This window comes from Rhodospirillaceae bacterium, from assembly GCA_016712715.1.
GTDB lineage: Bacteria > Pseudomonadota > Alphaproteobacteria > Dongiales > Dongiaceae > Dongia.
In genome coordinates, this window is the sequence record JADJQM010000002.1 from 689,850 (window position 1) to 715,514 (window position 25,665).

The 25,665-nt window shown below is 63.8% G+C and carries 28 protein-coding genes, 1 tRNA gene, 1 pseudogene and 1 riboswitch; of the genes and pseudogenes, 17 read left to right on the forward strand and 13 right to left on the reverse strand.

From position 1 onward, the window contains the following. Positions 1 to 2: 2 nt before the first annotated feature. From hemJ to IPK59_14000, 3 genes and pseudogenes are all read left to right on the forward strand, one after another. Positions 3 to 430: pseudogene (hemJ, locus tag IPK59_13990) on the forward strand (protoporphyrinogen oxidase HemJ). A 262-nt stretch (positions 431 to 692) separates the two neighbouring features. Next, complete coding sequence (rho, locus tag IPK59_13995; GenBank protein MBK8159819.1) at positions 693 to 2,054, forward strand: transcription termination factor Rho; 1,362 nt, start codon at positions 693 to 695, stop codon at positions 2,052 to 2,054. A 208-nt stretch (positions 2,055 to 2,262) separates the two neighbouring features. Then, a complete protein-coding gene (locus IPK59_14000; GenBank protein ID MBK8159820.1) occupies positions 2,263 to 3,945 on the forward strand; it encodes a CHASE domain-containing protein in 1,683 nt (560 codons plus the stop codon). Between the two features lie 10 nt (positions 3,946 to 3,955). On the opposite strand, the gene IPK59_14005 is transcribed toward IPK59_14000, so the two are convergent. Then, positions 3,956 to 4,789, reverse strand: coding sequence for a hypothetical protein (locus tag IPK59_14005; GenBank protein MBK8159821.1), 834 nt, complete (start codon positions 4,787 to 4,789; stop codon positions 3,956 to 3,958). A gap of 122 nt (positions 4,790 to 4,911) precedes the next feature. On the opposite strand from IPK59_14005, the gene IPK59_14010 reads away from it, so the two are divergent. Genes IPK59_14010 through IPK59_14020 form a run of 3 tightly spaced genes read left to right on the forward strand, consistent with a single transcriptional unit; the run spans position 4,912 to position 6,873 of the window. Further along, positions 4,912 to 5,850 carry a PAS-domain containing protein gene (locus IPK59_14010; GenBank protein ID MBK8159822.1) on the forward strand — a complete coding sequence of 313 codons (939 nt, stop codon included), beginning with the start codon at positions 4,912 to 4,914 and terminating at the stop codon, positions 5,848 to 5,850. Next, entirely contained in the window at positions 5,811 to 6,176 is a 366-nt protein-coding gene (locus IPK59_14015) for a PAS-domain containing protein (GenBank protein ID MBK8159823.1), read from the forward strand. The genes IPK59_14010 and IPK59_14015 overlap by 40 nt, the downstream gene beginning before the upstream one ends. Beyond that, on the forward strand, positions 6,166 to 6,873 hold the full coding sequence (locus IPK59_14020; GenBank protein MBK8159824.1) for a HAMP domain-containing histidine kinase: 708 nt from the start codon (positions 6,166 to 6,168) through the stop codon (positions 6,871 to 6,873). The genes IPK59_14015 and IPK59_14020 overlap by 11 nt, the downstream gene beginning before the upstream one ends. Before the next feature lie 13 nt (positions 6,874 to 6,886). Here IPK59_14020 and IPK59_14025 read toward each other — a convergent pair whose 3' ends face one another. The 4 genes from IPK59_14025 to IPK59_14040 form a co-directional block, all read right to left on the reverse strand. After that, a complete protein-coding gene (locus IPK59_14025) occupies positions 6,887 to 7,876 on the reverse strand; it encodes a quinone oxidoreductase (GenBank protein ID MBK8159825.1) in 990 nt (329 codons plus the stop codon). 82 nt (positions 7,877 to 7,958) lie between these two features. Next, positions 7,959 to 8,615, reverse strand: coding sequence for a 3,4-dihydroxy-2-butanone-4-phosphate synthase (ribB, locus tag IPK59_14030; GenBank protein ID MBK8159826.1), 657 nt, complete (start codon positions 8,613 to 8,615; stop codon positions 7,959 to 7,961). A 110-nt stretch (positions 8,616 to 8,725) separates the two neighbouring features. After that, a riboswitch (FMN riboswitch) is annotated at positions 8,726 to 8,888 on the reverse strand. A gap of 123 nt (positions 8,889 to 9,011) precedes the next feature. After that, complete coding sequence (locus IPK59_14035) at positions 9,012 to 9,557, reverse strand: methylated-DNA--[protein]-cysteine S-methyltransferase (GenBank protein MBK8159827.1); 546 nt, start codon at positions 9,555 to 9,557, stop codon at positions 9,012 to 9,014. Continuing rightward, positions 9,554 to 10,597, reverse strand: coding sequence for a uroporphyrinogen decarboxylase (locus tag IPK59_14040; GenBank protein ID MBK8159828.1), 1,044 nt, complete (start codon positions 10,595 to 10,597; stop codon positions 9,554 to 9,556). Before IPK59_14040 ends, IPK59_14035 begins: the two co-directional genes overlap by 4 nt. Positions 10,598 to 11,057: 460 nt before the next feature. Here IPK59_14040 and IPK59_14045 point away from each other — a divergent pair, with 460 nt between their 5' ends. From IPK59_14045 to IPK59_14060, 4 genes are read left to right on the forward strand one after another with little or no spacing between them, the layout of a single operon-like run. After that, positions 11,058 to 11,927: a kinase/pyrophosphorylase gene (locus tag IPK59_14045; GenBank protein ID MBK8159829.1), complete on the forward strand. Its 870-nt coding sequence runs from the start codon at positions 11,058 to 11,060 to the stop codon at positions 11,925 to 11,927. A gap of 6 nt (positions 11,928 to 11,933) precedes the next feature. Further along, a complete protein-coding gene (locus IPK59_14050) occupies positions 11,934 to 12,545 on the forward strand; it encodes a Maf family protein (protein MBK8159830.1) in 612 nt (203 codons plus the stop codon). Beyond that, complete coding sequence (locus tag IPK59_14055; GenBank protein MBK8159831.1) at positions 12,542 to 13,408, forward strand: shikimate dehydrogenase; 867 nt, start codon at positions 12,542 to 12,544, stop codon at positions 13,406 to 13,408. The genes IPK59_14050 and IPK59_14055 overlap by 4 nt, the downstream gene beginning before the upstream one ends. After that, positions 13,405 to 14,118, forward strand: a complete 714-nt coding sequence (locus IPK59_14060) for a hypothetical protein (GenBank protein MBK8159832.1) — start codon at positions 13,405 to 13,407, stop codon at positions 14,116 to 14,118. The genes IPK59_14055 and IPK59_14060 overlap by 4 nt, the downstream gene beginning before the upstream one ends. Positions 14,119 to 14,133: 15 nt before the next feature. Here IPK59_14060 and IPK59_14065 read toward each other — a convergent pair whose 3' ends face one another. Next, complete coding sequence (locus tag IPK59_14065) at positions 14,134 to 14,931, reverse strand: hypothetical protein (GenBank protein MBK8159833.1); 798 nt, start codon at positions 14,929 to 14,931, stop codon at positions 14,134 to 14,136. Positions 14,932 to 15,247: 316 nt separating this feature from the next. Then, positions 15,248 to 15,850 carry a TetR/AcrR family transcriptional regulator gene (locus tag IPK59_14070; GenBank protein MBK8159834.1) on the reverse strand — a complete coding sequence of 201 codons (603 nt, stop codon included), beginning with the start codon at positions 15,848 to 15,850 and terminating at the stop codon, positions 15,248 to 15,250. Positions 15,851 to 15,994: 144 nt separating this feature from the next. On the opposite strand from IPK59_14070, the gene IPK59_14075 reads away from it, so the two are divergent. Continuing rightward, positions 15,995 to 16,714 carry an MBL fold metallo-hydrolase gene (locus tag IPK59_14075; GenBank protein MBK8159835.1) on the forward strand — a complete coding sequence of 240 codons (720 nt, stop codon included), beginning with the start codon at positions 15,995 to 15,997 and terminating at the stop codon, positions 16,712 to 16,714. Positions 16,715 to 16,760: 46 nt separating this feature from the next. Here IPK59_14075 and IPK59_14080 read toward each other — a convergent pair whose 3' ends face one another. Then, a complete protein-coding gene (locus IPK59_14080; protein MBK8159836.1) occupies positions 16,761 to 17,210 on the reverse strand; it encodes a hypothetical protein in 450 nt (149 codons plus the stop codon). A gap of 299 nt (positions 17,211 to 17,509) precedes the next feature. Here IPK59_14080 and lepA point away from each other — a divergent pair, with 299 nt between their 5' ends. Further along, a complete protein-coding gene (lepA, locus tag IPK59_14085) occupies positions 17,510 to 19,309 on the forward strand; it encodes an elongation factor 4 (protein ID MBK8159837.1) in 1,800 nt (599 codons plus the stop codon). A 6-nt stretch (positions 19,310 to 19,315) separates the two neighbouring features. Here the strand turns inward: lepA and IPK59_14090 are convergent, their stop codons facing one another. Next, positions 19,316 to 19,606, reverse strand: coding sequence for a hypothetical protein (locus IPK59_14090; GenBank protein ID MBK8159838.1), 291 nt, complete (start codon positions 19,604 to 19,606; stop codon positions 19,316 to 19,318). A gap of 220 nt (positions 19,607 to 19,826) precedes the next feature. Here IPK59_14090 and IPK59_14095 point away from each other — a divergent pair. Continuing rightward, positions 19,827 to 19,916 (forward strand) — tRNA-Ser (locus IPK59_14095). A 52-nt stretch (positions 19,917 to 19,968) separates the two neighbouring features. Here the strand turns inward: IPK59_14095 and IPK59_14100 are convergent. Then, complete coding sequence (locus tag IPK59_14100; protein MBK8159839.1) at positions 19,969 to 20,829, reverse strand: hypothetical protein; 861 nt, start codon at positions 20,827 to 20,829, stop codon at positions 19,969 to 19,971. 226 nt (positions 20,830 to 21,055) lie between these two features. On the opposite strand from IPK59_14100, the gene IPK59_14105 reads away from it, so the two are divergent. Then, positions 21,056 to 21,565 (forward strand): PAS domain-containing protein, encoded by a 510-nt coding sequence (locus IPK59_14105; GenBank protein ID MBK8159840.1) that lies wholly within the window; start codon positions 21,056 to 21,058, stop codon positions 21,563 to 21,565. A 49-nt stretch (positions 21,566 to 21,614) separates the two neighbouring features. Here the strand turns inward: IPK59_14105 and IPK59_14110 are convergent, their stop codons facing one another. The 3 genes from IPK59_14110 to IPK59_14120 form a co-directional block, all read right to left on the reverse strand. Beyond that, positions 21,615 to 22,136, reverse strand: coding sequence for a hypothetical protein (locus IPK59_14110; GenBank protein ID MBK8159841.1), 522 nt, complete (start codon positions 22,134 to 22,136; stop codon positions 21,615 to 21,617). 102 nt (positions 22,137 to 22,238) lie between these two features. Continuing rightward, positions 22,239 to 22,883 carry a hypothetical protein gene (locus tag IPK59_14115; protein ID MBK8159842.1) on the reverse strand — a complete coding sequence of 215 codons (645 nt, stop codon included), beginning with the start codon at positions 22,881 to 22,883 and terminating at the stop codon, positions 22,239 to 22,241. Next, positions 22,870 to 23,448 carry a DUF2239 family protein gene (locus IPK59_14120; GenBank protein MBK8159843.1) on the reverse strand — a complete coding sequence of 193 codons (579 nt, stop codon included), beginning with the start codon at positions 23,446 to 23,448 and terminating at the stop codon, positions 22,870 to 22,872. Before IPK59_14120 ends, IPK59_14115 begins: the two co-directional genes overlap by 14 nt. A 167-nt stretch (positions 23,449 to 23,615) precedes the next feature. On the opposite strand from IPK59_14120, the gene IPK59_14125 reads away from it, so the two are divergent. The 3 genes from IPK59_14125 to IPK59_14135 all read left to right on the forward strand — a co-directional run bounded on the left by IPK59_14125 (position 23,616) and on the right by IPK59_14135 (position 25,559). Then, a complete protein-coding gene (locus tag IPK59_14125; GenBank protein MBK8159844.1) occupies positions 23,616 to 24,431 on the forward strand; it encodes a transporter substrate-binding domain-containing protein in 816 nt (271 codons plus the stop codon). 304 nt (positions 24,432 to 24,735) lie between these two features. After that, positions 24,736 to 25,161, forward strand: a complete 426-nt coding sequence (msrB, locus tag IPK59_14130) for a peptide-methionine (R)-S-oxide reductase MsrB (GenBank protein MBK8159845.1) — start codon at positions 24,736 to 24,738, stop codon at positions 25,159 to 25,161. Further along, a complete protein-coding gene (locus IPK59_14135) occupies positions 25,158 to 25,559 on the forward strand; it encodes a response regulator (protein MBK8159846.1) in 402 nt (133 codons plus the stop codon). Before msrB ends, IPK59_14135 begins: the two co-directional genes overlap by 4 nt. Positions 25,560 to 25,665: the final 106 nt, after the last annotated feature.

Here is a 25,665-nt window from a genome sequence, read left to right on the forward strand (position 1 = left end):
CCATGGACCTCTATCTGTGGCTCAAAGCCCTCCATGTCATCGCCGTCATCGCCTGGATGGCCGGGATGCTCTACCTGCCGCGCCTCTTCGTCTATCACACCGAGGTGCCGGCCGGCTCGGCCGAGAGCGAGCGCTTCAAGGTCATGGAGCGCCGCCTGCTGCGCGCCATCATCAACCCGGCCATGATCGCCGCCTGGGCGCTCGGCCTCACCATGGCCTGGATGGGCGACCTCTGGGCCGAGGGCTGGTTCCAGGCAAGCTGCTGCTGCTTCTCGGCATGCAACTGATCCATGCCGGCTATGCGCGCTGGCGCCGCCATTTCGCGGTGGATGCCAACCGCCACGGCGACAAATTCTACCGCGTCATGAACGAGGTCCCGACACTGCTCATGATCGGCATCGTCATCCTGGTCGTCGTGAAACCGTTCTAGCGGTCACAGCCGGTTGATTTGACTTCCGCCCCGATTTCCGTTAGGGATTTTCGCAGGTTCCGGTTCACCATTCGGGTTGGACCGGCCTGTCTTCGAGAAAACCTCCGCGCCACATTTCAGATCAAAGGCCCTGGACCACAGGGTCACGGCGTTAGGTTCGAAGACCACATTCCCGGCGACGCCGTTCCAAGCACCCATTCCCAAGCATAGCCGAGCCAGCGCCCCAGGGTCCCCTTCTCAGCTTCACAACTCCAGAAAACACATGAACTTACAAGAACTTAAGCGCAAGTCCCCAGCCGAGCTCCTGGCCTTTGCCGAGAGCCTGCAGATCGAAAACGCCAATTCCCTGCGCCGCCAGGACATGCTGTTCGCGATCCTGAAGCACCTCGCCGATAACGACACCGCCATTTTCGGCGCCGGCGTGCTCGAGATCCTGCAGGACGGTTTCGGCTTCCTGCGCAGCCCGGAGGCCAATTACCTCCCCGGCCCCGACGACATCTATTGCTCCCCCTCCCAGGTCCGGCGCTTTGGTCTCCGCACCGGCGACACCGTCGAGGGGCAGATCCGCGGGCCCAAGGAAGGCGAGCGCTATTTCGCCCTCCTCAAGGTCAACACGATCAATTTCGAGGATCCGGACAAGATCCGCCACCGCATCAATTTCGACAACCTCACCCCGCTCTATCCGGATGAGAAGTTGAAGATGGAGCTGGAAGGCAAGGGCGACGACGCCATGCCGGAACCAGCGGCACTGCCCAAGGCGGAAGCCGCCCGCACCGTCGAGATGAGCCGTCGCGCGCTGAAAGCCCGCGAGAACCGCGATATCAACCGGGTCGACATCACGGGGCGCGTCATCGATCTCATCTGCCCGATCGGCAAGGGCCAGCGCGCCCTGGTCGTGGCGCCGCCGCGCACCGGCAAGACCGTGATGCTGCAGAACATCGCCAATTCGATCGCCACCAACCATCCGGAAGCCTATCTCATCGTGCTGCTGATCGACGAGCGGCCGGAAGAAGTCACCGACATGTCGCGCTCGGTGAAGGGCGAGGTCGTCTCCTCGACCTTCGACGAGCCGGCGGCGCGCCACGTGCAGGTTGCCGAGATGGTGATCGAGAAGGCCAAACGCCTGGTCGAGCACAAGCGCGACGTCATCATCCTCTTGGATTCCATCACGCGGTTGGCTCGCGCATACAACACCGTCGTGCCATCGTCCGGCAAGGTGCTGACCGGCGGTGTCGATGCCAATGCGCTGCAGCGCCCCAAGCGCTTCTTCGGTGCCGCGCGCAACATCGAGGAAGGCGGGTCGCTCACCATCATCGCCACCGCCCTCATCGATACCGGCAGCCGCATGGACGAGGTGATCTTCGAAGAATTCAAGGGCACCGGTAACTCGGAAATCATCCTCGACCGCAAGCTCTCCGACAAGCGCACCTTCCCCTCGATCGACATCACCAAATCGGGCACACGCAAGGAAGAGCTGCTGGTCGACCGCGCGACGCTCTCCAAGATGTGGGTGCTGCGCCGCATCCTGATGCCGATGGGCACGGTCGACGCGATGGAGTTCCTGCTCGACAAGCTGAAGCACGCCAAGTCGAACGCCGACTTCTTCCAGTCGATGAACCAGTAGGTGCAAAAGGGCCGGTGCGAAATCACCGGCCCTTCTTTCCTTGCCCCGCCCTGCTCGGCCACATCACGCAGGATATGAAGCTGCCGGGCCTGGTGACCGGCGGCATCCGCGGACGCGCCGCTTGACCGACTGCCATCCCTTAGCAAAGGCTTAATTCTCTCCGCCCATAATCCCCCGTTGTTCTCGATGATGGGGAGACTGCCGCCAGATGCCCCGGACCGCGCCGCCCACAGACCAGCCGGATCGAATCGGCGTATTTTCCTATGGACTGACGCTCGCGCTCGGCGCGATCGGCTACTTCGCCATGGCGCGGCTGGGCCTGTCACTCGCCACGCTCCATGCCAGCGCCTCACCCATCTGGCCCGCCTCCGGTCTCGCCACGGCCCTCCTCGTCGCCTTCGGGCCACGGTTCTGGCCAGCCATCGTGGCTGGCGCCTTTGCCGCCAACCTCCTCTCCGGCGATCCGCTGACGGCGGCCGCCATCAGTATCGGCAACACGGCCGAGGCCTTGCTTGGACAATGGCTGATCCGTCGCCTCGATTCGCTCAGCGGCGATCATTTCCCGATCGGCCGCGCCGCCGGCTTCGCCATGGCGGCGCTGTTCGCCCCGCTCGCCAGCGCGGGCATCGGCGTCGGCACGCTCATGGCCGCCGGTCAGCTCGGCGCTGCGCCGCCGGCCGACGTCGTCATGACCTGGTGGGCCGGCGACGCGCTCGGCATTCTGCTGATCGCCCCACCGCTCCTGGCCCTGCGCAGCGGCATGACCCTTCCCTCCCTGCGCTACGTTATCCCCCTGGCGCTCGCCACACTGGCCAGCAACGGACTTGCCTTCCTGCTGCCGGGCTGGGGCGCGGCCGTCTTCCTCTCGTTCCCGATCCTCATCCTCGCCGTCCGCTGGGGCGGCACCTTCGGTGTAACCTTCGTGGTCCTGCTGACCAGCATCCTCTGGCTGGCCGGCACCAGCAACGGAATGGGTCCCTTCAACGAGCCACGCATCAATGACAGCCTGATCAACATGCAGATCATGCTGGCGCCGCTGGCCATCGCCGGACTCGTCCTGGCCGAGGTCCGCGGCAGCCGACCGCTCATCCCGGCGGCCGTGTATCTGGTCGGCGGCCTCATCAGCTGCGCCATCTTCGTCGCGGTTTCCGCGACGGAGAACGCTGTCGACGACCGGCATATGGCAACCGTCATTACCCGCCTCGAGAGCCATATCAGCGACCGGATGAACCTCTACATCAACGCCCTGAAGGGCGGCGCCAGTCTGTTCGCCGCCTCTCGCGAGGTGAAATCCACGGAATGGGCGGCCTATGCCAATTCGCTCGACCTGACAAACCAGTTTCCAGGGATCAACGGGATGGGCGTCATCATCCCCGTGAACAAGCGATTCGCCGATCCGTTCGCCGAGATGATGCGCATCGATCTCGGCACCGATTTCGCCATCAAGCCGGTACCCAATGTCAGTGCCGACGCCGCGGCCTTTCCGCAGCACTTCGTCATCATCTATGCGCAACCAGAGGTGCGAAACCAAGCTGCCATCGGCCTCGACGTCGCCTCCGAACCGCGACGCCGGGCCGCCGCCATCGCCGCGCGTGATACCGGCAAGCCAACCCTTACCTCACGCATCACCCTGGTCCAGGACGTGAAGCGCGGTCCCGGCTTCCTGGCATTCGTGCCGATATATCGCGACCTGACCGAGCCGCTCGAGCCGAATGGCGCCAAGGGCAGATTCTCCGGCTGGATCTATGCACCCTTCATCGCCGAGGCGTTTTTCCGCGAGGCGCTGATCAACCAAGACCAGGAAATGCGGCTGCGGGTCTTCGACGGACCGCGGGCCGACGCGGCCGAGCTCATCTTCGACAGCGCGGTGCCGGTGGAAAAAGGCGGGTGACCTACCGATTTCAGCGCTGAAAAAACCACGACATTGCAGCTCTACGGTCACGATTTTCAACCTGGCCTGGCAAAGATCCGCCGGCTTCCTCGCCCTGGGCCATCGCAAGCCGGTCCTGTTCAGCGCCGGCATCATCATGTTCGCGACCCTGCTCGCGGCGCTGGTCGCCACCCTTCTGTCGCAGAAGGAACGCGCCACCAAGATCGCCGCGGACATGAACGCCGCCCTCATCGCCAGCAATGACCGCTTCGCCCTCGCCACCGCCTGCACCAAGGACGGGATCTGGGATCGCGATCTGCGCACCGGCAAGGACTGGACCTCCCCGCGCTACGCCGAAATGCTCGGCTACACCCCCGCCGACGTGGAGAATCTCCAAGCCTTCTGGCTCAAGGTCATCGCGCCGGAAGACATCGCGCCGGCACGCCAGCAATATGAGGAACTCCTTTCCGGCAAGCGCGCCACCATCGAGCTCGTGCAGGCCTACCGGCACAAGGATGGCAGCACCATCCATGTGCAGACGCGGGCGATGGCGGTCCGCGCCGCCGACGGCAAGGTCGAGCGCATCGTCGGAGTCCACACGGACATCACGCCGCTCATGCGCCTCGAACAGCAATTCAGGTCCGCGATCAACGTCATGGAAGACGGTTTCGGCCTGTTCGACCGGGATGACCGCATCATTCTCTGCAACGACGCCTTCATAGACGAGGGCACGCGCAAAACCCTGGGCGACCCGATCGGGCACACTTTCGAAGAAGTCGTCCGGGCCTATGCCTACCACGACATGCCGGTGCCCAGCCCGGACTTCGATCGCGAAGCCTGGATCGCCCAGCGCATGGAACGCCACCGCAATCCCCCCGCCGATCCGATCGAGGTCGAATGGAGCGGCGGCCGCACATGCGCATCAGCGAACGCCGCACATCGGATGGCGGCTATGTCGGCACCTGGACGGATGTCACGGCCGAGCGGATGGCGCAACACCGGCTGCGCGACGCCATCGACTCCCTGCCCGACGGCTTTGCCCTGTTCGATGCCGATGATCGCGTCATCATTCATAATGCCGGCTTTCTCGACGCTTACTCCAGCAAGATCAAGAGCGACGTCACCGGCCAGACATTCGAGGAGACGGTCCGCACCTTCGTCGAAAACACCATGCCGGAAGCCCAGGATCCCGCCTTCGACCGCGAAGCCTGGATCGCCCAGCGCATGGCGCGGCACCGCAACCCGCCCCGGGAGCCTTTCGAGGTGAAATGGGGCGGCGACCGCTGGATGCGCGTCAGCGAACAGCGTACGTCCCACGGCGGCTATGTCGGCATCTGGACCGATGTGACGGAAATCAAGCGGATCGGCCAGCGGCTGCAGGATGCCATCAACGCGCTCTCGGACGGTTTTGCCCTGTTCGACGCCGAGGACCGGCTGATCGTCTGCAATGAGGCGTTCCGCAGTCAATCGGCCCTGCACGGTGGCGACGACCTCGTCGGACAGACGATGGAGCAGATTCTGCGGGCCTTCGCCGCGTCCGATGTCACCGATACGCGCGCCAGAACGGATCTCGAAGGCTGGATCGCACAGCGCCTGCAACACCACCGCAACCCGCAGGCCGAGCCCTATGAACAGGTTCTGACGAACGGCCGGATCCTGCATATCTCGGAGAATCGCACCAGCGACGGCGGCATCGTCGGCATCTGGACCGATGTCACCGCCCTCAAGCAGGCGGAGCGGCGCCTCGAGGATGCGATCAAGAGCCTCAACGAAGGCTTCGTGCTGATCGACAAGGACGGACGCTTCGCCGCCTATAACGAGCGCTTTCTGCAGCTCTATCCCAAGACCGCGCCCCATGTGGCGGTCGGCGCGCCTTCGACGAGGTGTTGCGCCAAGGTGCCCGCGCGGGCGAGTATCCCGGCATAACGACGGCGGCGGACATAGACACATTCGTCCAGACCTGGATCGAGCGCTTCGCCAATCCCGAACGGCTGTCGACCATCGCGCAAACGGCGGACGGAAGCTGGCGCATGGTCAGCCATCACGGCACGTCAGATGGCGGCTATGTGAATGTCTATTCCGACATCACCGAACTGAAACAGCGCGAAGCCGCTCTCGCGGAGTCAACAGAGCGTCTGGAAAGACAGGCGCAATCCCTGACCATATTGACCCAGGAACCTGCAAGCCGCACGCATCGCCGCCGAGAACGCCAATGTCAGCAAGTCGCATTTCCTCGCCAATATGTCGCATGAATTGCGCACCCCGCTGAACGGCATCCTCGGCTTCGCCGAGATCATCAAGAACGAATTGTTCGGCGCGATCGATCCGCCCCGCTATCGCACCTATGCCGAGGACATCCACCAGAGCGGCAAGCATCTGTTGACGCTCATCAACGATCTCCTTGATCTGTCCAAGATCGAGGCCGACCGGATGACCCTGGACATCGACGCCATTGAAACCGCGTCGGTCGTGGGTCAGGCCCTCCGCCTCGTGGAGACGCTGGCCGAGGAACGCGGCGTCAAGATAGCACCGCCCGACATCGCCGGCTGTCCGGTGATCCATGCCGACGAGACCCAGGCCCGCCAGATCCTGCTCAACCTGCTCTCGAACGCGGTCAAATTCACCCCCGATAGCGGCACGGTCGCCTTGTGCGCGGCCGAGGCCGGCGATGCGGGGGTCGTCATCACCGTGACGGATACGGGCATCGGCATGACGCCGCAGGAAATCAGCAAGGCCATGGAGCGCTTCGGCCAGGCCGAGGCCAGCTATTCCAAGACGATGCCGGGCACCGGTCTCGGCCTGCCGCTGGTCGAAGGCCTCGTCAAGCTGCATGGCGGCAGCCTGGTCATCGAGAGCAGGAAAGGTCACGGCACCACCGTGACCGTCCGCCTCCCCTGGCACGAGGGTCTCTATCGCCAGCCGGCGCGGCCATCCGCCGCGGTTTCCTGATGCCACCGCTCCCTCAAGGCAGCAGAACCACCGAACCCGTGGTCTTGCGCGCCTCGAGATCGCGCTGCGCCTGGGCCGCTTCCCGCAGCGGATAGGTATGGCCGATGCGGATCTTCACGATGCCCTTCGACACCACGTCCATCAGCGCCTGGGCCGAGAGTTCCAGTTCCTCGCGCGTGGCGGTATAGGCCATCAGCGTGGGGCGGGTGAGGAAGATCGAGCCCTTCTGCGAGAGCGTCAGCGGCTCGATCGCCGGCACCGGGCCCGAGGCGTTGCCGAAGGTCACCAGATAGCCGCGCGGCCGCAGGCAATCCATCGAGGGCACGCAGGTATCCTTGCCGACGCCGTCATAGACCACGTGGACACCCTTGCCGCCGGTGATGTCCTTGACGCGCTTGACCCAATCTTCCGCCCGGTAATCGATCACGTGATCCGCGCCCAGTGATTTCACGATGGCGCATTTTTCCGCGCCGCCGGCGGTGCTGATGACGACGGCACCCAGCGCTTTCAGCCATTGCACCGCGATCGAGCCCACGCCACCGGCCGCGGCATGGAACAGGACAAGGTCGCCGGCCTTTACCGGATAAGTGCGGCGGATGAGATATTCCACCGTCATGCCCTGCAGCATCATGGCGGCGGCGGTCCGGTCGTCGATGCTGTCCGGCAGCTTCACCAGTTTATCGGCCGGGTAGTTGCGCCATTCCGCATAGGCACCGAGCGGCGCCGCGCAATAGGCGACCCGATCACCGATCCCGAGGCCGCCGACACCCGCCCCCAGCGCCTCGACCACCGCGGCGCCTTCGAGCCCGATGCCCGATGGCAGCGCCACCGGATAAAGTCCGCTGCGATGATAGGTATCGATGAAATTAAGCCCGCAAGCCTTGTTGCGCAGCGTGACTTCGCCGGCGCCGGGCGTGCCAAGTTTCACCGTCTCCCATTTCAGGACGTCCGGCCCGCCGGTCTTGTGAAAGCGAATAGCGTTGGTCTCGATGGGAATGGTCATGGATGATGCTCCGGTCAGGATGTTTCCGGGAGCATAGCCAGCGACAGCGCGCGCGTCATCCATCCGCGCGCGCTGTCCGCTGTTACGCCGCTTTCGCCAGCAGATTCTGGCGATAGGCGACGATGTCGGCGATGGTGAGCACCGGGAAGCCGTTGCGCCGGCCATAGGCCTTCGCCTGACGGCCGCGCAGCATCTCGCCATCGCGGGTCATCAGCTCGCACAGCACCGCGGCCGACCCCAGGCCGGCGATCTCGGCGAGATCGACCGAGCCTTCGGTATGGCCGCGCCGGGTCAGCACACCGCCGGGACTGGCGCGCAGCGGGAACATGTGGCCGGGGCTGACGATATCGCCGGGCTTGGCATTTGGCGCGATCGCGGCCTTGACCGTGGTCAGGCGATCCGCCGCCGAGACGCCGGTGGTGACGCCAAGCCGCGCCTCGATCGAGACGGTGAAGGGTGTCCCGAAACGGCTTTCGTTGCGGCTTGCCATCATCGGCAATTGCAGCCGGTCGACAGTTGCCGCATCGAGGCAGAGGCAGACGATGCCGCTGCAATCGCGGATCATGCGGGCCATGACGTCGTGGCTGAGGTTGCTGGCGGCAGCCACCAGGTCGGCTTCGTTTTCGCGGTCGTCATCGTCGAGCACGATGACGGGGAGGCCCGATTGCATTGCCTGGACGGCAGCGTTTATGCGGGACTGGACGCGGTTTAGGTCGATTTGGGAAATCAGTTTGGACATGTGAAACGCTCCTCGCACGTGGTGGCGACAAACGTTCCAGGGCGTGACCACGACAGCCGCTCAAGCCCTTGATCGCGCAAGCGATTCCAGGCCCAATACGGGCGTCATGACCGCGTCTTCTTCCATCCGGACTATGACCGTCGGCTCAGGATTTCGACCTGATCTGCTTGACCCAGTTCCTTGCGGAGCTGGCGCTCGCGGGCTCAACATAAGGGGTGTTCCCCCGTCTGTCCTACCGCCGGTGGGGATTTTCACCCCGCCCTGAAGACGTATTGACGTGTTGCTACAGTAACGAGGGGCAACATGGCAGGTCGCCCCCGATCCCGTCAAGGACCCCCAAATCCGTCACGGAATCGGGGGATATCTGCAAGTTTCCGGGGGATATTGGCAGGTTTCCTAGAACAACCGCCCCTGGCCCTTCTCGAGATCGAGGAGGTAGCGCTTGGCGGTCAGGCCAAGATCGCTGGAATAGCCGCCCAGCGCATTGGAGCCGACGACCCGGTGGCAGGGGATGATGATGGCGATCGGGTTCTGCCCGCAGGCGGTGCCGACGGCCCGGGCATCGGTGTAGTCGCCCTTGCCGAGCAGGGTCGCGAGATGGCCATAGCGCCTGGTCTCGCCATAGGGGATGCGCAGCAGCATTTCCCAGACGCTGACGACAAAGTCGGTGCCGGGATAAGAGAGTGGCAGGTCAAAGCGGGTGAGCCTGCCCTCGAGATAGGCCGCGACCTGGTTCTTCGCTTCCTCGGCCAGGGGTGAGGAAACTACCACCTTGGGTTCGATCTTGCGCCAATAGCATTGGGTGATGGCGGCATCGTCGCAGCGGATCTCGATCCAGCCGATCTTGGCGCGCAAGGTCGCACCCACCGGGATCCCCGATCCGATTTTATCTGGGCCGATCTTCTCGTCGCTTTCAGCAACCACGCTCAACCCATTGCTCATCTGCGGCGCCAGGCCTTCACCAGCTCGACCAGTTCGCCGACATGCTCCGGCGGCGTTTCGGGGACGATGCCGTGGCCGAGGTTGAAGATGAAGGGTCCCTGCCCCAGCGTATCCAATATCTTCGTTGCGGCCTCGCGCATCGCACCGCCGCCGGCCACCAGCAATTGCGGATCGAGATTGCCCTGGAGGGCGATGCGGCCCTGCAACTGGGTGAAGGCCCAGTCGAGCGGTACGCCGGAATCGAGCCCCAGCCCATGCATGAAGCTCGCCCGCGCAAAATCGAGATAACCGGCGCCACAGGCACGCGGGAAGACAATCACCGGCACTTCCGGATGCGACATGCGCACGCGGTCGACGATGGCCTTCATGGGCGCAAGGCTCCAGCGCAGCAGGCTCGCGTGATCCAGGGCACCCGCCCAGCTATCGAAGAGCTGCAGCACTTCGGCCCCCGCCTCGATCTGGGCAATGAGATAGGAAGCGGTCGATTCCACCAGCAGATTGGTCAGGCGCTGGAAGCTTTCCGGGCGCTGATAGGCCCAGGCCTTGGTCTTGGCGAAATCGCGCGAGGAGCCACCCTCGATCATATAGCTCGCCACCGTCCAGGGAGCGCCCGCAAAGCCGATCAGCGCCGTTTCAGGCGGGAGTGCCGCCCGGATGCCGGAGACGGCGCTGTAGACCGGCCGCAGCTTGCCATGGAACTGGTCCATGGCGAGGCGAGAGAGATCATCATCGCCCTTCAGCGCATCGAGGAGCGGCCCGCGTCCTTCCTCGAAACGGAGATCCATCCCCAGCGCATGAGGCACCACCAGGATGTCGGAAAAGAGGATCGCGCCATCAAAACCGAAACGGAGGATCGGCTGCAATGTCACCTCGACGGCGAAGTCGGGATTATAGCAAAGATCGAGGAAGGAGCCGGCCTTGGTGCGCAATGCGCGGTATTCCGGCAGATAGCGCCCGGCCTGGCGCATCAGCCAGATCGGCGGCCGTTCCAGGGTTTCCCCCTTGAGGGCCCGCACCAGCAATTTTTCCGCAGTCTTCATGGCAGATCATATCCTCTCATCAGCTCCCCTTCCTACATCTCTAAAAGATAAGACTCTAGGTGGAAGATGATGATGTGCGGTGAATCAGGAGAATCCCCGCTGTTAGCCACCACTCCCCGATCGGCTGGGGGTAAGACAGCATCGCCGGCAGCAGGGCAATATCCAGGTCAAACGGCGAAGCCTGTGGGTCATATCCCACCATTGCCCGGTGAGCCAGCCGCATCTTGCGCGCCTGGAACAGCGTGAATCACGGGGATGGAATCCGGCCCGCTTGCCAGTCACGTTATCCCCATGATTCAGAGCCCGCGGGACCCGCCCTTGTCAGGCGGGACAAGCGGTGTCATGAAAGTTGGGTGAATGTGGATGAAACAGCGCGGGGTCGCTTATCCACAGCCCATCGGCCGCTTGTCAACCGATCCGCTGTGGATATCTTGCCCCCGCGTGGACAAGCAGGCGCAAGATGCCGATTACCAGTGCCGCAGGGCAATTGCATATCCACCTGGTCTCCGATGCGACCGGGGAAACCTTGAACAGCATCACCCGTGCCTGCCTGGTGCAGTTCGAGCGCGCGCATCCGATCGAGCATCACTGGACCCTCATCCGCACCAATGGACAGATGGACAAGGTGCTGGCAGGGATCGAGGCGCATCCGGGCCTGGTGCTGTTCACGGTGGTCAATGACCGGCTGCGCCAGCATCTCCTCAACGGTTGCCTGCGCCTGGGTGTGAAGGTGGTATCGGTATTGGATCCCATCATGGGCGCGCTCACCGATCATTTCGGCCAGGCGGCGCGCGGCCAGTCGGGACGGCAGCACGCGCTCGATGCCGAATATTTCGACCGGATCGCCGCGATGGATTTTGCCCTCACCCATGATGACGGCCAGTCGGCCAGGTCCTATGAGGATGCCGACGTCATCCTGCTGGGCGTCAGCCGCTCCTCCAAGACGCCGACCTGCATCTATCTCGCCAATCGCGGCATCAAGGCCGCCAATGTGCCGCTGGTGCCGGGCTGTCCGCTGCCGCCCGAGCTTTTCCAGGTGAAGAAGCCGCTCATCATCGGCCTCACCAAGGATGTGAATTCGCTGGTGCAGATCCGCCGCAACCGGATGGCGATGATCGCCAAGGACGAGGAATCGGATTATGTCGATCCGCAATCGGTGCGGGACGAGATCGCTCAGGCGCGGCGGCTCTGCTCCGAACATAACTGGCCGCTCATCGACGTGACGCGCCGCTCGATCGAGGAGACCGCCGCCACCATCGTGCAGATGCTCTCCGAACATCGCGACACGACGCGCGATGCCGGCCAGGTGCAAACCGAGGCGGAAGCCTGACCCACCATGGCAGCGCCGCTCATCCTTGCTTCCGGCAGCACCGCCCGTGCCAAGATGCTGCGCGATGCCGGTGTCGCCCTCGACATCGCCGTGCCGCGCCTCGACGAGGATGAGATCAAGGCCAGCTACCGCGGCGAAGGTGTCGGTGTCGAGGATACCGCGATCGCCCTCGGTGAAATGAAGGCGCTGGCGGTGAGCCGCAAGATGATGGACCAGGAAGCCGGCCGTTACGTGCTGGGTGCCGACCAGATGCTGGAATGCGGCGGCATCTGGTTCGACAAGCCCGTGGATCTCGCCGCCGCCCGCGCGCAGCTCATTGCTTTGCGTGGCCGCCAGCATCATCTGGTGAGTGCCGCGGTGCTGGTGAAGGACGGGGTGCGGATCTGGCATCATGTCGACCGCGCCGAGCTCACCATGCGCGATTTCACGGATGCCTATCTCGACAGCTATCTGGGTGCGATCGGCGCCGATGTGCTTTTGAGTGTCGGTGCCTATCATCTCGAAGGACTGGGGGCGCAATTGTTCTCGCGCGTGCGCGGCGATTTCTTCACCGTGCTGGGCCTTCCTTTGCTGCCGGTCTTGGCGATCCTGCGCCAGCATGGCATGTTGCCGACATGATCGACGATCCCAAGACCCTCACCGGAAAGACATTGGTGGCCGGCGTGTTCGGCTGGCCGATCAACCATTCCAGATCGCCTCGCCTCCATGGTTTCTGGCTGGCGAAATACGGCATCGACGGTGCCTATCTGCCGTTCTCGACGCGGCCGGAAAATCTGGTGGACGCCATCCGCGCGCTGCCGAAGCTGGGCTTTCGCGGCGGCAACATCACGCTGCCGCATAAGGAGCGGGCACTGGCCGCGGTCGATGAGCTGTCGAATGTCGCGCGGCGCATCGGCGCCGTCAACACGCTGATCGTGCGCGAGGATGGGACGATCCTCGGCGATAACACCGATGGCTACGGCTTCCTGCAGCATTTGAAGACGAGCGCGCCGCAGTGGCGGGCGGAAGCTGGCCCCGCCGTGGTGCTGGGGGCGGGTGGCGCCTCACGCGCCATCATCGTGGCGCTCATCGATGCCGGTGTGCCGAAGGTGATCCTCACCAACCGCACGGCGTCACGCGCCGACAATCTGGCGCGGGAACTGGGCGGCGATATCAGCGGCCGGATCGAGGTCATCGACTGGACCTTGCGCGAAGCGGCCCTCGAGGGGGCGGGCCTGCTGGTCAACACCACGCAACTGGGCCAGGCGGGACAAGCACCGCTGGAACTCAACCTGCGGCATCTGCCCATCACCGCCGTGGTCGACGACATCGTCTATGTGCCGCTGGAAACCCATCTGTTGGCTGCAGCCCGCGCGCGCGGCAATGCGGTGGTGGACGGCATCGGCATGCTGCTCCACCAGGCAAGGCCCGGCTTCAAGGCCTGGTTCGGCGTGGAGTCGGAGGTCGATGCGGCCTTGCGGGATTTTGTGTTGCGGGGATGAAGGGACGGGCTGGCCGGTTTGCATCGCGTGGCCGCAATACCTTGCGCGACCTGTGCGCCATCATCGCCTTCATTGCCGCAGCGATCATGTTTTATGCCTTGAACCGCTATAGTTTTCACCTTGACCTGCAACCCGAGGCCGAGCTCTCGGCCTACGCATTGAATGTCGAGCGGCAAACCGGCCGGGTGATCGCCATTACCGGCCGGGTTACGAAGTCGGCGATGGATCTCCCACCTGAGGCGCTGCGTGCCATAAGCCCGTTGGTGGATGGTGCTCTGCAGGCGCGGCATTGTCGCAAGTCAAAGAGGGGCTATCGAAACTGCACAGAATGGGGTGCGACGACAGCGCAGATCATGGGCTATGCCATATCGCCACAGCTTGCCACGGTGCAAATGTCAGCATCTTCGCGCAGAATTGCCGGTGACGGGTGGCGTCTGGAAATCTGGCCTGTCGGCACCCGCTATACGATTGTCGCGTCACTGGACAAAGACGGGCGAACGCTGATCCCTGTCGGCTGGGCGCCGGGCAAGCATTCAGGCCGAGCCGAAGTTATTGACGCCCAGCAGGACCCGACGCGCTACATGGCCGACAAGGCACAGACCGCTTATGCCTGGGCTTGGGGCGCATTCATTGTCTTGATCCTGGCCTTGGCATTTCTGGCAGCCTCCCTCATGCGCCAGAACAAACGCGCCTCAACAACACGGGGATGACGAGGAAGGACCTGATCACCTGTTGAACCACTCGCGCCAGGTGGTCGGGCGGTAGTCCGGCCAGAAGCGCTGCAGGATATGCGTGCGCAGGTTGCGAGGCGCGAAACTCGGTGGCAGCTTTTTATCCAACACCTCGGCCGAGAGCGGATAGAGCGCCGGCTTCTCCACGGACAGCAGCGCTTTCTTCAAGCGCGCATAAAGCTGTTCCGCATGCGACTCAAGATCGGGATGGAAGCATAGCGGATAAACCACCAACTCGTCGTCGGGCGCGCATCTGATACCCAGATAAACGGTTGGTGCGAAGGGCATGCCCAGCCATTCACGCTTCCAGTTCATGCCTTCATGTCGCCGCTTCGGCGGCCCGTCACCCCGGTCGAACTCGACCTGCGAAATCATCGCGGTCGGCAGCGAGACTTCATGGCAAAGATCAAAGCTGGCGAGGTGTAGAGCTGTGTCGTCGGCATTGAGGCGTACACCAGCCGCCGGAACCCAGAGCATTGAGCCCCAGGCCTCAACGAATGGTCCCGGCTCATCGGTCGCAAGGGACAGGGGTGCCGACGGCAAGCGCATCGCCTGGAAGAACGTGTTCCAAAAACGCCGGTGTCGCCGTCCTTCAAATGGAATGGCCGCCAGACCGACGATGGCCGAAGCCATCAGCAATGCCAGAAAGAAGTTTAGCCAGTCGGCAATGCCCAGGTATTTGTCCGAGCAGTAAAAGACAATCCCGAAGACCGCTATGCCGAGCACCCAGCCGGAAAGGTGATAGAGCCCCGATACGACCCCACCCCAGACCCGCCCCCAAAGTCGCTGCACCGTGCACTCCGAATTGCCTGCGCCCGAACCATGTTGCTCAACCGGCGCGAGAGTCAGGTAGTGAGCCGAGCCGCGTTTGGCAAGATGGTGTGCCGGCTATGCTCCCCCTGAAGATGGGAGGGATTGTATCGAGGGCGCTACCCCACTCGTCATCCTCCGCGAAGGCGGAGGACCCACGGTGCTTTCTTCATGTTGCCGACAAACTCGTGGGTGGTCCGCCTTCGCGGACCATGACGATGAAGGATGCGATCAGGCGCGGCGTGCTGCGCTTCTCCTCCCCCCTGAAGGTGGGAGGGATTGGACCGAGCCTGCCCGCTCATTCGCCGAAGATGGCGCGGGACATTGTGGTGAGGGCGGATCTGTGGCTGAGGTCGCTTTCCTGCACCAGGCTGCGCCAGGTGTGGAAGCTCATCGCCAGATGCAGGAGCGGGCGCTGGCGGGCTGGGATGCCGTCGCTGAGGATCTCCGCCATCCGGTTGAGGTGCGGGGTGATGCGGTGGGCGATGGTCTCGGCGGTCACCGGGTGGTGCTCGGCATCGCGCAGGACGGCTGCCACGAGCCGGGCGTTGCGGCCGTACCAGTCATAAAGCGCACCCAGGCCCTTCATCAATCTCGCCTTGGGGTCAGCGACCGCGCGCCAGCCTTCCGCATCGGGCATCGGGTCCTGTTCCTGATGGAGGCCGGAACAGGCGAGGAAGAGGTCGGTCTCGTCGGGGAAATGGGCATAGAAGGTGTGGCGCTGGACGCCGGCGCGGTCGGCGATCATGCTGACCGTGGTCCGGGCCGGGCCGATCGTGCCATGAAGATGGAGGGCCGCCTCGACGATGCGCTGCCTGGTCTCGGCCGCCTGCTCGGCACGCAGCTTCTGTTCATAGGGGCGTTTTTTGGGCGCGCGCTTGGGTAAGGAACTCTTGCTCATATTTCGCTGCACACTAGTGTTTTTCTAATATTGACAGGCCGGGCCAGTTTAGATACACAGCGGCGTGCAATCAAATCATTTCATGCCCAGTCTGGAAAAGAGCGGGCCTGGATGGAAGCGGGCCAACCTGATGAGGAATGAGTCATGGACACCAACGTCACCGAGATCGCCGACGGCATCTACCGTCTGTCCACCTTCGTGGCCGAAATCGCCCCGCCGGCGGGCTTCGTCTTCAACCAGTTCCTGGTCAAAGGCGATGAACCGCTGCTGTTCCATACCGGTCCCCGCCGCATGTTCCCGCTGGTGCAAGCGGCGGTCGCCAAGGTGATGAAGCCCGAAGACCTCCGCTGGATCAGCTTCGGCCATGTCGAGGCCGATGAATGCGGCGCCATGAATGCGTGGCTGAGCATCGCACCCCGCGCGGAAGTGGTGCATGGGCGGACCGCCTGCTTCGTGTCGCTCAATGATCTGGCCGACCGGGCGCCGCGACCGCTGGCGGATGGCGAGGTGCTGGATATCGGCGGCAAGCGGCTGCGCTGGTTCGACACACCCCATGTGCCCCATGGCTGGGAAGCGGGTGTGATGCATGAGGAGACGAGCGGGACCCTGCTGTGCGGCGATCTTTTCACGCAGGTGGGCAACGGGCCGGCGCTGACCTCGGGCGATATCGTGGGGCCGGCCATCGCCGGCGAAGACATGTTCCACGCCTCGAGCCTCGCCCCCAGTTCAGGGGCAACCTTACGGCGCCTGGCCGAGCTGAAGCCGCAGCGCCTGGCGCTGATGCATGGGCCGAGTTTTGCCGGGGATGCGGCAGCGGCACTGAACGCGTTGGCGGCGGATTTTGATCGACGGGTGGGGGTGTAACCCCGTTCGTCATGGTACGCCTTCGCGTACCATGACGATAAAAGGATTACGGCTGGATCATGATCGGTTTCTTGTTCAAGCCGCCGTTGAGCTTGCCGCTGTTCTGCTGGCCGAACTGCTGCTGGCCGATATTGATCTGGCCCGGTTTCACCTTGACCGGATTGGTCGCGGGGTTCTGCACGAAGATCGGCTTCTGGGTGACGATCACCGGGTCGCCCGGATTGATGACCGGCTTCTTCTCGACCAGGATCGGCACATTGTTCGGGTTGATCTCGGGCTTGGGCTGCGGGTTGAGCGCTTCGACCAGGCCCGGATTGAGGGGCATGTAGCCGTTGCCGCCCTGATTTGGATCCTGGGGATCGGGCTGGGGCTGCGGGTTCTGCTGCGGCGGGTTGTTGGCGCTGTTCATATTGCCGCCGCCGCTCTGGGCGACGCAGCCCGACAGCAGCACAGCGAGGGTGAAAATGGTGGCGCCGCTCAACAGGGAAGTCTTCATGATCTGAGTACTCCTTCGTTTGTTGGCGGGGCAGAAGCCGGCGCCTTCAGGAGTTTGGTCGGCCGGGCGGCCAGGAATGTTCGCGGCCGATGCATGGGACTGTGATGGGGGGCACCTAAATAGGCGGGGAAAGCGAGACCGGCGGCCCCCCTCCCGGCCTCCCCCCTGAAGGGGGGAGGGGTTTGGAGCGGGTAAGTGCCTGGAAAAGCATCATCTTTCGCTGGTTGATTATACCGGGCCCCACCCCTATCTTGCGCCGCGACCGAACCCCCCATCATTCCCCTACTTCCATGGGCCAAATGACCGATCTCGCGCATATCCGCAATTTCTCGATTGTTGCCCATATCGACCATGGCAAATCGACGCTCGCCGACCGGCTGATCCAGGCCTGCGGTGGTCTCACCGACCGTGAGATGACCGAGCAGGTGCTCGACAGCATGGATATCGAGAAGGAGCGCGGCATCACCATCAAGGCGCAGACCGTGCGCCTCCAATACAAGGCCGATAATGGCGAGACCTATCAGCTCAACCTGATGGACACGCCGGGCCATGTCGATTTCGCCTATGAGGTCTCGCGCTGTCTTGCCGCCTGCGAAGGCTCGCTGCTCGTGGTCGACGCCTCACAGGGTGTGGAAGCGCAGACGCTCGCCAATGTCTACCAGGCCATCGAGCATGGCCATGAGATCGTGCCGGTCTTGAACAAGGTCGACCTGCCCGCCGCCGAGCCCGAGCGCATTCGCCAGCAGATCGAGGACGTGATCGGCATCGACGCCTCGGAAGCGGTCGAGATCTCGGCGAAGACCGGCCTCAACATCAAGGGTGTGCTGGAAGCGATCGTCACCAAATTGCCGCCGCCCAAGGGCGACCGCGACAAGCCGTTGAAAGCCATGCTGATCGACAGCTGGTACGATCCCTATCTCGGCGTCGTCATCCTGCTGCGCGTCATCGACGGCGTGGTGAAGGTGAAGACCATGGCGCGCATGATGGCCGCCAACGCCGTTTATGAAATCGACCGGGTCGGCTGCTTCACGCCGAAGCAGACCATGACCGGGGAACTCGGGCCGGGCGAAGTGGGCTTCATCACCGCCGGCATCAAGGCGGTGGCCGACTGCCGCATCGGTGACACGATCACCGACGATCGGAAGCCCTGCGCCGAGGCGCTCACCGGTTTCAAGCCTTCCGTGCCGGTGGTGTTCTGCGGCCTCTTCCCGATCGATGCCGCGGACTTTGAAACCCTGCGCGACAGCATGGGGCGCTTGCGCCTCAACGATGCGAGCTTCCAATATGAGATGGAAACCTCGGCGGCTTTGGGCTTCGGCTTCCGCTGCGGGTTCTTAGGCCTGCTGCATCTCGAGATCATCCAGGAGCGGCTCGAGCGCGAGTTCAACCTCGACCTCATCACCACGGCGCCCTCGGTCGTCTACAAGATCCATATGCAGAACGGCGATTTGATCGAGCTGCACAACCCGGCGGATTTCCCGGACATCGTGAAGATCGAGAAGATCGAGGAGCCGTGGATCAAGGCCACCATCATGGTGCCCGATGAATATCTGGGCTCGATCCTGAAACTTTGCCAGGAACGCCGCGGCGTGCAGATCGACCTCACCTATGCCGGCAGCCGCGCCATGGTGGTCTATCGCCTGCCCCTCAACGAAGTGGTGTTCGATTTCTACGACCGCCTGAAGTCGATCAGCCGCGGCTATGCGAGCTTCGACTATCACCTCGATGGCTATGAGGAGAGCGATCTCGTCAAATTGAACATCCTCGTCAACAACGATCCCGTCGATGCGCTCTCCTGCATCGTCCACAAATCACAGGCCGAGAGCCGCGGCCGGGTGCTTTGTGAGAAGCTGAAGGACCTCATCCCGCGGCAGCTCTTCAAGATCCCGATCCAGGCCGCCATCGGCGGCAAGGTCGTGGCCCGCGAAACCATCTCCGCCCTGCGCAAGGACGTGACGGCCAAATGCTATGGCGGCGACGCCAGCCGCAAGCGCAAGCTCCTCGACAAGCAGAAAGAGGGCAAGAAGAAGATGCGCCAGTTCGGCAAGGTGGAGATCCCGCAGGAAGCCTTCATCGCGGCGCTCAAGATCCACGAATAGCTCGGCCTAATCCTCGCCACGCTTGCCGAAGACCAGCATCAGGATGCCGATGGCGAACAGCAGCACCCAGGCCGGCAGCATCAGGATGGGCAGCAATATGCGCTGCCACAGGGTGACCGAGATGCCCTCGATGAAATGCTGCACACCTTGCAGGCTCGCCGGCCAGACCATCGACCAGATATAGCCCGTGGCCATGCCGTTCCAACTGTTGGACAGCAGGTTCTGCATGACGTCCAGCACCAGCAGCAAGGCTGCGGCGGCGAGGATGGCCAAAGCGGTGACGCGGATCGGGTTCATGGGGTCGATTTATGCACGAGCGGCCCTTGGCGGTCGAGCGGGAGAGCGGCAAAACTGCGCCCGCCCCGGCATTTTTTCGATCAGAATCAAGATAATTGCCGCCTTTTGCCGCGGGAAAGGGGCCCGTGCGCGATCCGCCCTTGCCAGAAATGGGACCCTTCGCTAGGTTCCCGCCCGCGCAGTCCGGTGCATGGGCACATGCACCGATTTGACGACATCCGGAGGGATGGCCGAGTGGTTTAAGGCACACGCTTGGAAAGCGTGCATAGGGTAAAACCTATCGTGGGTTCGAATCCCACTTCCTCCGCCATCCTGCTGCGCGCCTGGCGGCGCTTCGCAGGACGGGTCCTGCGCCCCGCTTCCTATTTCTGGATCTTCGAGAGAAGGGTCTTCAGCAGGCCTTTCTTTTCCGCATCCTCATTGGCGGCGAAGCCCACCGTGCCGATCGCGGGATCGTCGGCGCGCTCGGCGAGCTTCTGGCGCATGCCGCGGATCATGCGGGAGATCTCCTCGGCCTCGATATTCTCCTCCAGCGCCTGGGTGGTGCGGCTGAGGCCCAGTTCCTCGGCGCTCACATCCATCTCCGAGGCGGCGGCGATGATGCGGTCCGACATCTGCTGCGCCGACACGCCGCCACCATGCACGACCGCATACTGGCCTTCCTCCGGCTTGGTGACGATGCCGGTGTCGCTGGCATGGATGAGGGCGTCGCCGATCTTCTGGTCAAGCTCGGCGCGGCGTTCCTTGGTCATCTTGCCGAAGCTGCGCTCGGTGACGGCGTTCGAATGGAACAGGGTCACGTCGAGCTTGCCGCCCGCGCGCTTGGCGGCGTTCTTGGCGAGCTGGCCGAATTCGTCGCCGGTTGCCATCGGATCGTTGCTGACCTGGGCCGACAAGGGCAGGTAGCCGCGGAGATTGGAGGCGGAGAGCATCAGCCACCAGGTCTTGGGGCGGGCACTCGCCTGGGCGTCGAGGGCGAAGATCTTCTCGCCGATGATCGGGGTGTGGATGCGCGCGGTGGCGGTGGTGCCGCCCGAGCCCAGCAGCAGCCGCGCCATGAAGCGCAGGAACAGCAGCCGGTCCTCCTGCGCCACGAAGCTGATCAGGTGATCGCCGACGAGACCGCGCAGGGGCTTGCCGAGATGCTTGCCGAAATTGCCGCGCGCCTCATGAATCCTGGTCGACTGATCGATGAGGAGGGACATGTCCCAGGACTCGGCCATCTTGATCCTGTGCTGGCAGTTTCGGGCGGGCCCAACAGTCTCGCCCCGGCTCGTTAAGCAAAGGTAAAGCCCAAGCCCGGCGCCAGCGTGGCCGGGCCTGCCGACCGCACCGCCGGATGTGCGTGGAGTGATTCCTGCAACCGACGCTTGACTTGGCGATCGGGCGCGCCTGCAATGATCGCGGATGGGGCGGCATCCGCCTGCCCGCGCATCCCTGGAACAGAACATGCCGCCCAACCGCCCCGCGCCCGGCCATGGCACACAATATCCGCGCCTGACATCGGTCGATTTCCTCGAGCAATGCAGCGTTCATGTGGCGTCCTTCTATCGCCATTGGGACGCGAAGCGGCTGGGGCGCCGCATGCCGTCGCGGGCCGATTTTGATCCCCTCGAGATGAAGGAATGGCTGCCCGGGATCATCCTGGTCGATGTCACGCACCATCCACGGACGCTCACCTATCGCCTGGTCGGCTCGCGCTCGGTCGCCCTGCGCGCGAGCGACGTCACGGGAAAGACCGTCGAGGAGGGCTATCACGGGCCGACCCTGGATGAGGTCCTCGAAAACTATCGCCTGGTGGTCGACGCGCAACTGCTGGTCTATGACCGCGCCGGCACGCTTGCCAGAAGCGGGCTGATGCGGGATTCGGAAACGCTGATGCTGCCGCTCTCCAGCGACGGCGTCACCGTCGACAAGGTCATCGTCTATCTTGAGATCGAGGAATTGTCGCTGAGATGAAGCCTGTTCCTGGGGACAACTTATTCGTCTGATACAATCGCAGCTCCGTTCAGAAGGCCGGCCCTGGTTGCGGGCCCGTCAGCCAGCAATAATAGAGACCCATCAGCGCCCCGAGGCCGCCGAGATAGAGCGTTGCTCCGATAAAGGCATCGTCGACCAACATCTGTGCGGCAAGCAGGCCGCCGGCCAGCGCGCCGAAGAAAAAGCCAGAGCCGATGGATATCAACCATGCCGGGCCCTGATGACGAACGAAGAGCTCGATGGTAAGCGCATTGAGAACCGCTGCGGGCAGAATCAGTATCTGCCCGAAGATGCCGATGTACAGGACGAACAGCTGGAAGAATCCGATACTCATCGTCATCCCGGTTTCGCTATAGACCTCCGGGGCTATGCCGTAACCGGTGCGCCCATACAGCCAGTGTCCCAGGATCGTGCCGAGCCATATCAGATAGGACAACGAGACAATTATCGTGGGCGTCGCGATACAGATGGCCACGATTGCCCACACACTGCGCGCCCGATTGAAGGCTCGTCTATTTCGTATGCGCGCTGTGAACGATTGCAATGACATGCGCGGCCACTTCCCCGGTCGTGACGTGTTGTGAAAGTTTGCAATGCCGCCGGGCTCAATGCATCAGGCTCGGTGCGAGACTCGTTCACATTGAGTAACGCGTCATGGGACATGAAAGACGATCTCGACATCCGGCGGCCGCATTGTCGCGGCGAAGGCTTGCGCCTGCCGGGTGTGGCCGACGATGAGGTCAGGCGGCGTCTCGGCGAAGACGAGAATGATGTAGACGAGAAGCTGCGCCGTCCCGCTCTCCGGCACCGAGCGCAGTTGCGCGCTTGCCTCTGCCAGCCGCGTGGCGAGTTTCGTGCAGAAGGCTGGTGACAGCGGGGCGGTGCCTGAGACCTTGATGACCTTCACCTCGCATAGAATCTGCGCACCGCCCAGGGCTGCGCGCAGATCCGGTGTCTTGGTGGCCGTGGTGGCGGGGACGAAGTCGATCTCCTTGCAGCCGCGCCCAACCAGATATTGATAGGCATGGGCTTCGCGAAGCCGGTCGAGGGCTTGCGGCCAGCCATGATGGGGATCGCGCCGATGGATCTGGCCCAGCACGGATTGCCGAAGCGCGGCCCAGGCTTCATCGCCGAGTGAGCCGAGGGCCGCCTCGATCTCCAGCAAGCGGCCCCGAGCCGCGCTCTCGGAAATCGCCCGCGCAAAATCCTGTTGCCAGAGCCTGCGGATTTTCGCCGGCGCCATGCCGGCCATGAAATCACCAAGCCTTGGCCAGGCGTCGAGATCAGGCGCCGACATCGGCGAGCTTCATCGCATGGTCGCGGATATCGGCGGGCCAGCCTGCCATCCGTGCCACCATGGTCGCGCGGTCGTCGGCATAGAGGGCGCGGATCGCTTCCTCGAAACCGGGCAGGTCGCCGGCCATGGCCGACATGAAATGATAAGCGGCATCCTGGGCGGCGCGGCGACGCTGCCGGTTGCCGCCTTTGCCGCGGGCCTCCTCGACCAGCCGCCGGAGGGCCACCGAGGCACCGCCCTGCTGCGTCGCCAGCCAGTCCCAATGGCGCGGCAGCAAGGTCACTTCGCGCGCCACCACGCCGAGCCTGGGCCGGCCGCGGCCGCGCGGTTCCGGTTCAGCGACCGGGAGGGCAACCGGCTGAGCGCCGTAGCGCGCGTTGATGTCGGCCTCGGCGCCGCGCAGGTCGAGGTCGATCGCGCGGCCCGTGCGATCATCATAGATCAGGATGACGGCGTCCGGCCGCGCCGCCAAGGCGCGCTTGACCGCCAATGCCACCTCGTTGAGGGGCGCGGTAATGAGGCGGTCTGTGCCGGTAAAGGCGGTCCAGCTGGGGGCGTCGATCATGGCGGCTTCTTTCCGATAGGGCATGGCGCTTAATACCCGGGTAAAAACAGCCTGTCAATATCATCCGGGTAGAAATATGTCATCTGCCGCCAGCCATCAGCCACCGGACGCCGCGGCAACCGAATTTATTAAGCAATCGGAAAGGCAGCGCAGATAGTGTGGCTTTCATGAATCGACGCGGTTTCCTGCTGGGCGGTGCCACGCTGCTTGGGACCTTGCCCCTCGGCAATCTGCTGGGTTTGGGGGCGGATGCGCTGGCCGAAAACCCGGCCGTCGATCCGGCACGCCTGCTCAGAATCGCCTATCCCGACAAATCGCCCCCCAGTTCCTGGCAGAACGACGATCAACGCATGCAGGGGCTGTTGGTCGATGTGATGGCCGAGGTGGCAGAGCGCAGCGGCTATGTGTTCCGCCCGCTGCCCCGCCCGCTGCCGCGCGTGCAGCTCGAAGTCGAAAGCGGCGAAGCGGACGGCATGTGCCTGGTGGTGACCCCGGCGCGCCTCGGCTACGCGGTCCCCAGCAGGGAACCGCTGATGACCGGCCCCATCACCATGTTCGCCCGCCGCGACAACCCGGCGCTCGACCGCCTGATGGCGGTGAAGTCGCTCGACGATCTCGCCCGCGCCGATGTCACCGTCATCGCCTTCACCGGCAATGGCTGGATCAAACGGAACGTCGAGAGCCGCGGCATCCGCACCGAACATGCCAGCGGCACCATCGGCACGGTGCGCATGCTGCTGGCCAGGCGCGGCGACGTCATCATCGACATGTCGTCGCAGATCAACTGGATCCTGAAGAGCGATCCCAACGCCGCCGAGGTGGTGGAGCTGCCGACCGTGATCGAACGCGTCGACTGGCATCTCCTCATCGGCAAACGCTCGCCGGCTCTCAAGGACATGGCCCGGTTCGACGAGGCCATCCACGCGCTGAAAGCCTCGCCCCGCTATGCCGAGATGTTGCGCCGATACGGCATGGATGTGTGACCGGGGGCGAGGTAGGTGATGGCGGGGAAACTGTAAAGCCGGTGGCGATGGCGGCCGCCCCTTCCGACCACCCCCCGGCGCCCCGCTCATCTGTGACCCGGATCACAGACGACACCCGCCGCCGGGGGTAAGGTCCGTCACATGAAGCGGGGCTCACCCAACCGTCCCCATCCCTGCTTCGTATCGCGGGCGCCTGATGCCATCCCCATCGGGCGCCCGCAGCTATATCCCCACCGATGATCCCGGACCGGCATTCCTTGCTTTAGGCGAGCGGCATCGCCATGTTAACGCGATGGAGGGTCCGATGCAGACCAAGACGACATCCGACGCGGTTTTCCCCGTCACCAGGAGCGACGCCGAATGGCGGGCGCGCCTCACACCCGAGCAGTATCACGTGATGCGCGGCCACGGCACCGAGCGGCCGGGTTCCTGCGCGCTCAACTATGAGAAGCGCGCCGGGACGTTTTCCTGCGCGGGCTGCGACAGCAAACTGTTTATCTCCGGCACCAAGTTCGAGAGCGGCACCGGCTGGCCGAGTTTCAACGATCCCGTCCCCGGCTCGATCGACACGACCGTCGATCGCAGCCTGTTCATGACGCGGACCGAAGTGCATTGCGCGACCTGCGGCAGCCATCTCGGCCATGTGTTCGAAGACGGGCCGCCACCCACGCATCTGCGCTATTGCATCAATGGCGTTGCCATGAACTTCACGCCAGACGACACGCTGTGAACAGCGTGGGCGGGCTTGATCTCGGGATCCTCACCGGCAAGAGCGTTCTGGTGGTCGAGGATGACGCCCTCATCGCCCTGGTGCTGGAAGAGGTGCTGGCGGAGGCCGGAATGAACGTTGCCGGCAGCGCCGCATCGGTCGACGCGGCGCTGGCGCAGCTTGCCGGGGGAAAGCCCGACATCGCCATCCTGGATGCCAGTCTCGATGGGCAGAACAGCGGCGAGGTGGCGCGCGAGCTGCAGCGGCGCGGCGTGCCCTTCATCTTTGCCACCGGCCATCGGGAAGCGGGCCTGCAGCAGCACTTCCCGGGCGTGCCGATCCTGACCAAACCCTATCTGGAAGGCGAGCTGCTGGGGGCTTTGGCAGGGCTCTTCCCACCCACCAACACCGGGCGCTGAGCCCTTCGCTGGGCCCTTCGCGGGGCCCGATTTGCCCGGCCGGGAACCAAATCGCCCACGGCGCATTGCACCTGCGGGGCTGCTGATGGCTTTGCCCCGGCTGGCG

Bases quoted from the DNA above. Each gene is read 5' to 3' on its own strand.
- rho (MBK8159819.1), top strand. From the start codon at position 693: ATGAACTTACAAGAACTTAAGCGCAAGTCCCCAGCCGAGCTCCTGGCC.
- IPK59_14000 (MBK8159820.1), top strand. From the start codon at position 2,263: ATGCCCCGGACCGCGCCGCCCACAGACCAGCCGGATCGAATCGGCGTA.
- IPK59_14010 (MBK8159822.1), top strand. From the start codon at position 4,912: ATGGCGCAACACCGGCTGCGCGACGCCATCGACTCCCTGCCCGACGGC.
- IPK59_14020 (MBK8159824.1), top strand. From the start codon at position 6,166: ATGTCGCATGAATTGCGCACCCCGCTGAACGGCATCCTCGGCTTCGCC.
- IPK59_14025 (MBK8159825.1), bottom strand. From the start codon at position 7,876: ATGACCATTCCCATCGAGACCAACGCTATTCGCTTTCACAAGACCGGC.
- ribB (MBK8159826.1), bottom strand. From the start codon at position 8,615: ATGTCCAAACTGATTTCCCAAATCGACCTAAACCGCGTCCAGTCCCGC.
- IPK59_14035 (MBK8159827.1), bottom strand. From the start codon at position 9,557: ATGAGCAATGGGTTGAGCGTGGTTGCTGAAAGCGACGAGAAGATCGGC.
- IPK59_14040 (MBK8159828.1), bottom strand. From the start codon at position 10,597: ATGAAGACTGCGGAAAAATTGCTGGTGCGGGCCCTCAAGGGGGAAACC.
- IPK59_14045 (MBK8159829.1), top strand. From the start codon at position 11,058: ATGCCGATTACCAGTGCCGCAGGGCAATTGCATATCCACCTGGTCTCC.
- IPK59_14050 (MBK8159830.1), top strand. From the start codon at position 11,934: ATGGCAGCGCCGCTCATCCTTGCTTCCGGCAGCACCGCCCGTGCCAAG.
- IPK59_14055 (MBK8159831.1), top strand. From the start codon at position 12,542: ATGATCGACGATCCCAAGACCCTCACCGGAAAGACATTGGTGGCCGGC.
- IPK59_14060 (MBK8159832.1), top strand. From the start codon at position 13,405: ATGAAGGGACGGGCTGGCCGGTTTGCATCGCGTGGCCGCAATACCTTG.
- IPK59_14070 (MBK8159834.1), bottom strand. From the start codon at position 15,850: ATGAGCAAGAGTTCCTTACCCAAGCGCGCGCCCAAAAAACGCCCCTAT.
- IPK59_14075 (MBK8159835.1), top strand. From the start codon at position 15,995: ATGGACACCAACGTCACCGAGATCGCCGACGGCATCTACCGTCTGTCC.
- IPK59_14080 (MBK8159836.1), bottom strand. From the start codon at position 17,210: ATGAAGACTTCCCTGTTGAGCGGCGCCACCATTTTCACCCTCGCTGTG.
- lepA (MBK8159837.1), top strand. From the start codon at position 17,510: ATGACCGATCTCGCGCATATCCGCAATTTCTCGATTGTTGCCCATATC.
- IPK59_14090 (MBK8159838.1), bottom strand. From the start codon at position 19,606: ATGAACCCGATCCGCGTCACCGCTTTGGCCATCCTCGCCGCCGCAGCC.
- IPK59_14100 (MBK8159839.1), bottom strand. From the start codon at position 20,829: ATGGCCGAGTCCTGGGACATGTCCCTCCTCATCGATCAGTCGACCAGG.
- IPK59_14105 (MBK8159840.1), top strand. From the start codon at position 21,056: ATGCCGCCCAACCGCCCCGCGCCCGGCCATGGCACACAATATCCGCGC.
- IPK59_14110 (MBK8159841.1), bottom strand. From the start codon at position 22,136: ATGTCATTGCAATCGTTCACAGCGCGCATACGAAATAGACGAGCCTTC.
- IPK59_14115 (MBK8159842.1), bottom strand. From the start codon at position 22,883: ATGTCGGCGCCTGATCTCGACGCCTGGCCAAGGCTTGGTGATTTCATG.
- IPK59_14120 (MBK8159843.1), bottom strand. From the start codon at position 23,448: ATGATCGACGCCCCCAGCTGGACCGCCTTTACCGGCACAGACCGCCTC.
- IPK59_14125 (MBK8159844.1), top strand. From the start codon at position 23,616: ATGAATCGACGCGGTTTCCTGCTGGGCGGTGCCACGCTGCTTGGGACC.
- msrB (MBK8159845.1), top strand. From the start codon at position 24,736: ATGCAGACCAAGACGACATCCGACGCGGTTTTCCCCGTCACCAGGAGC.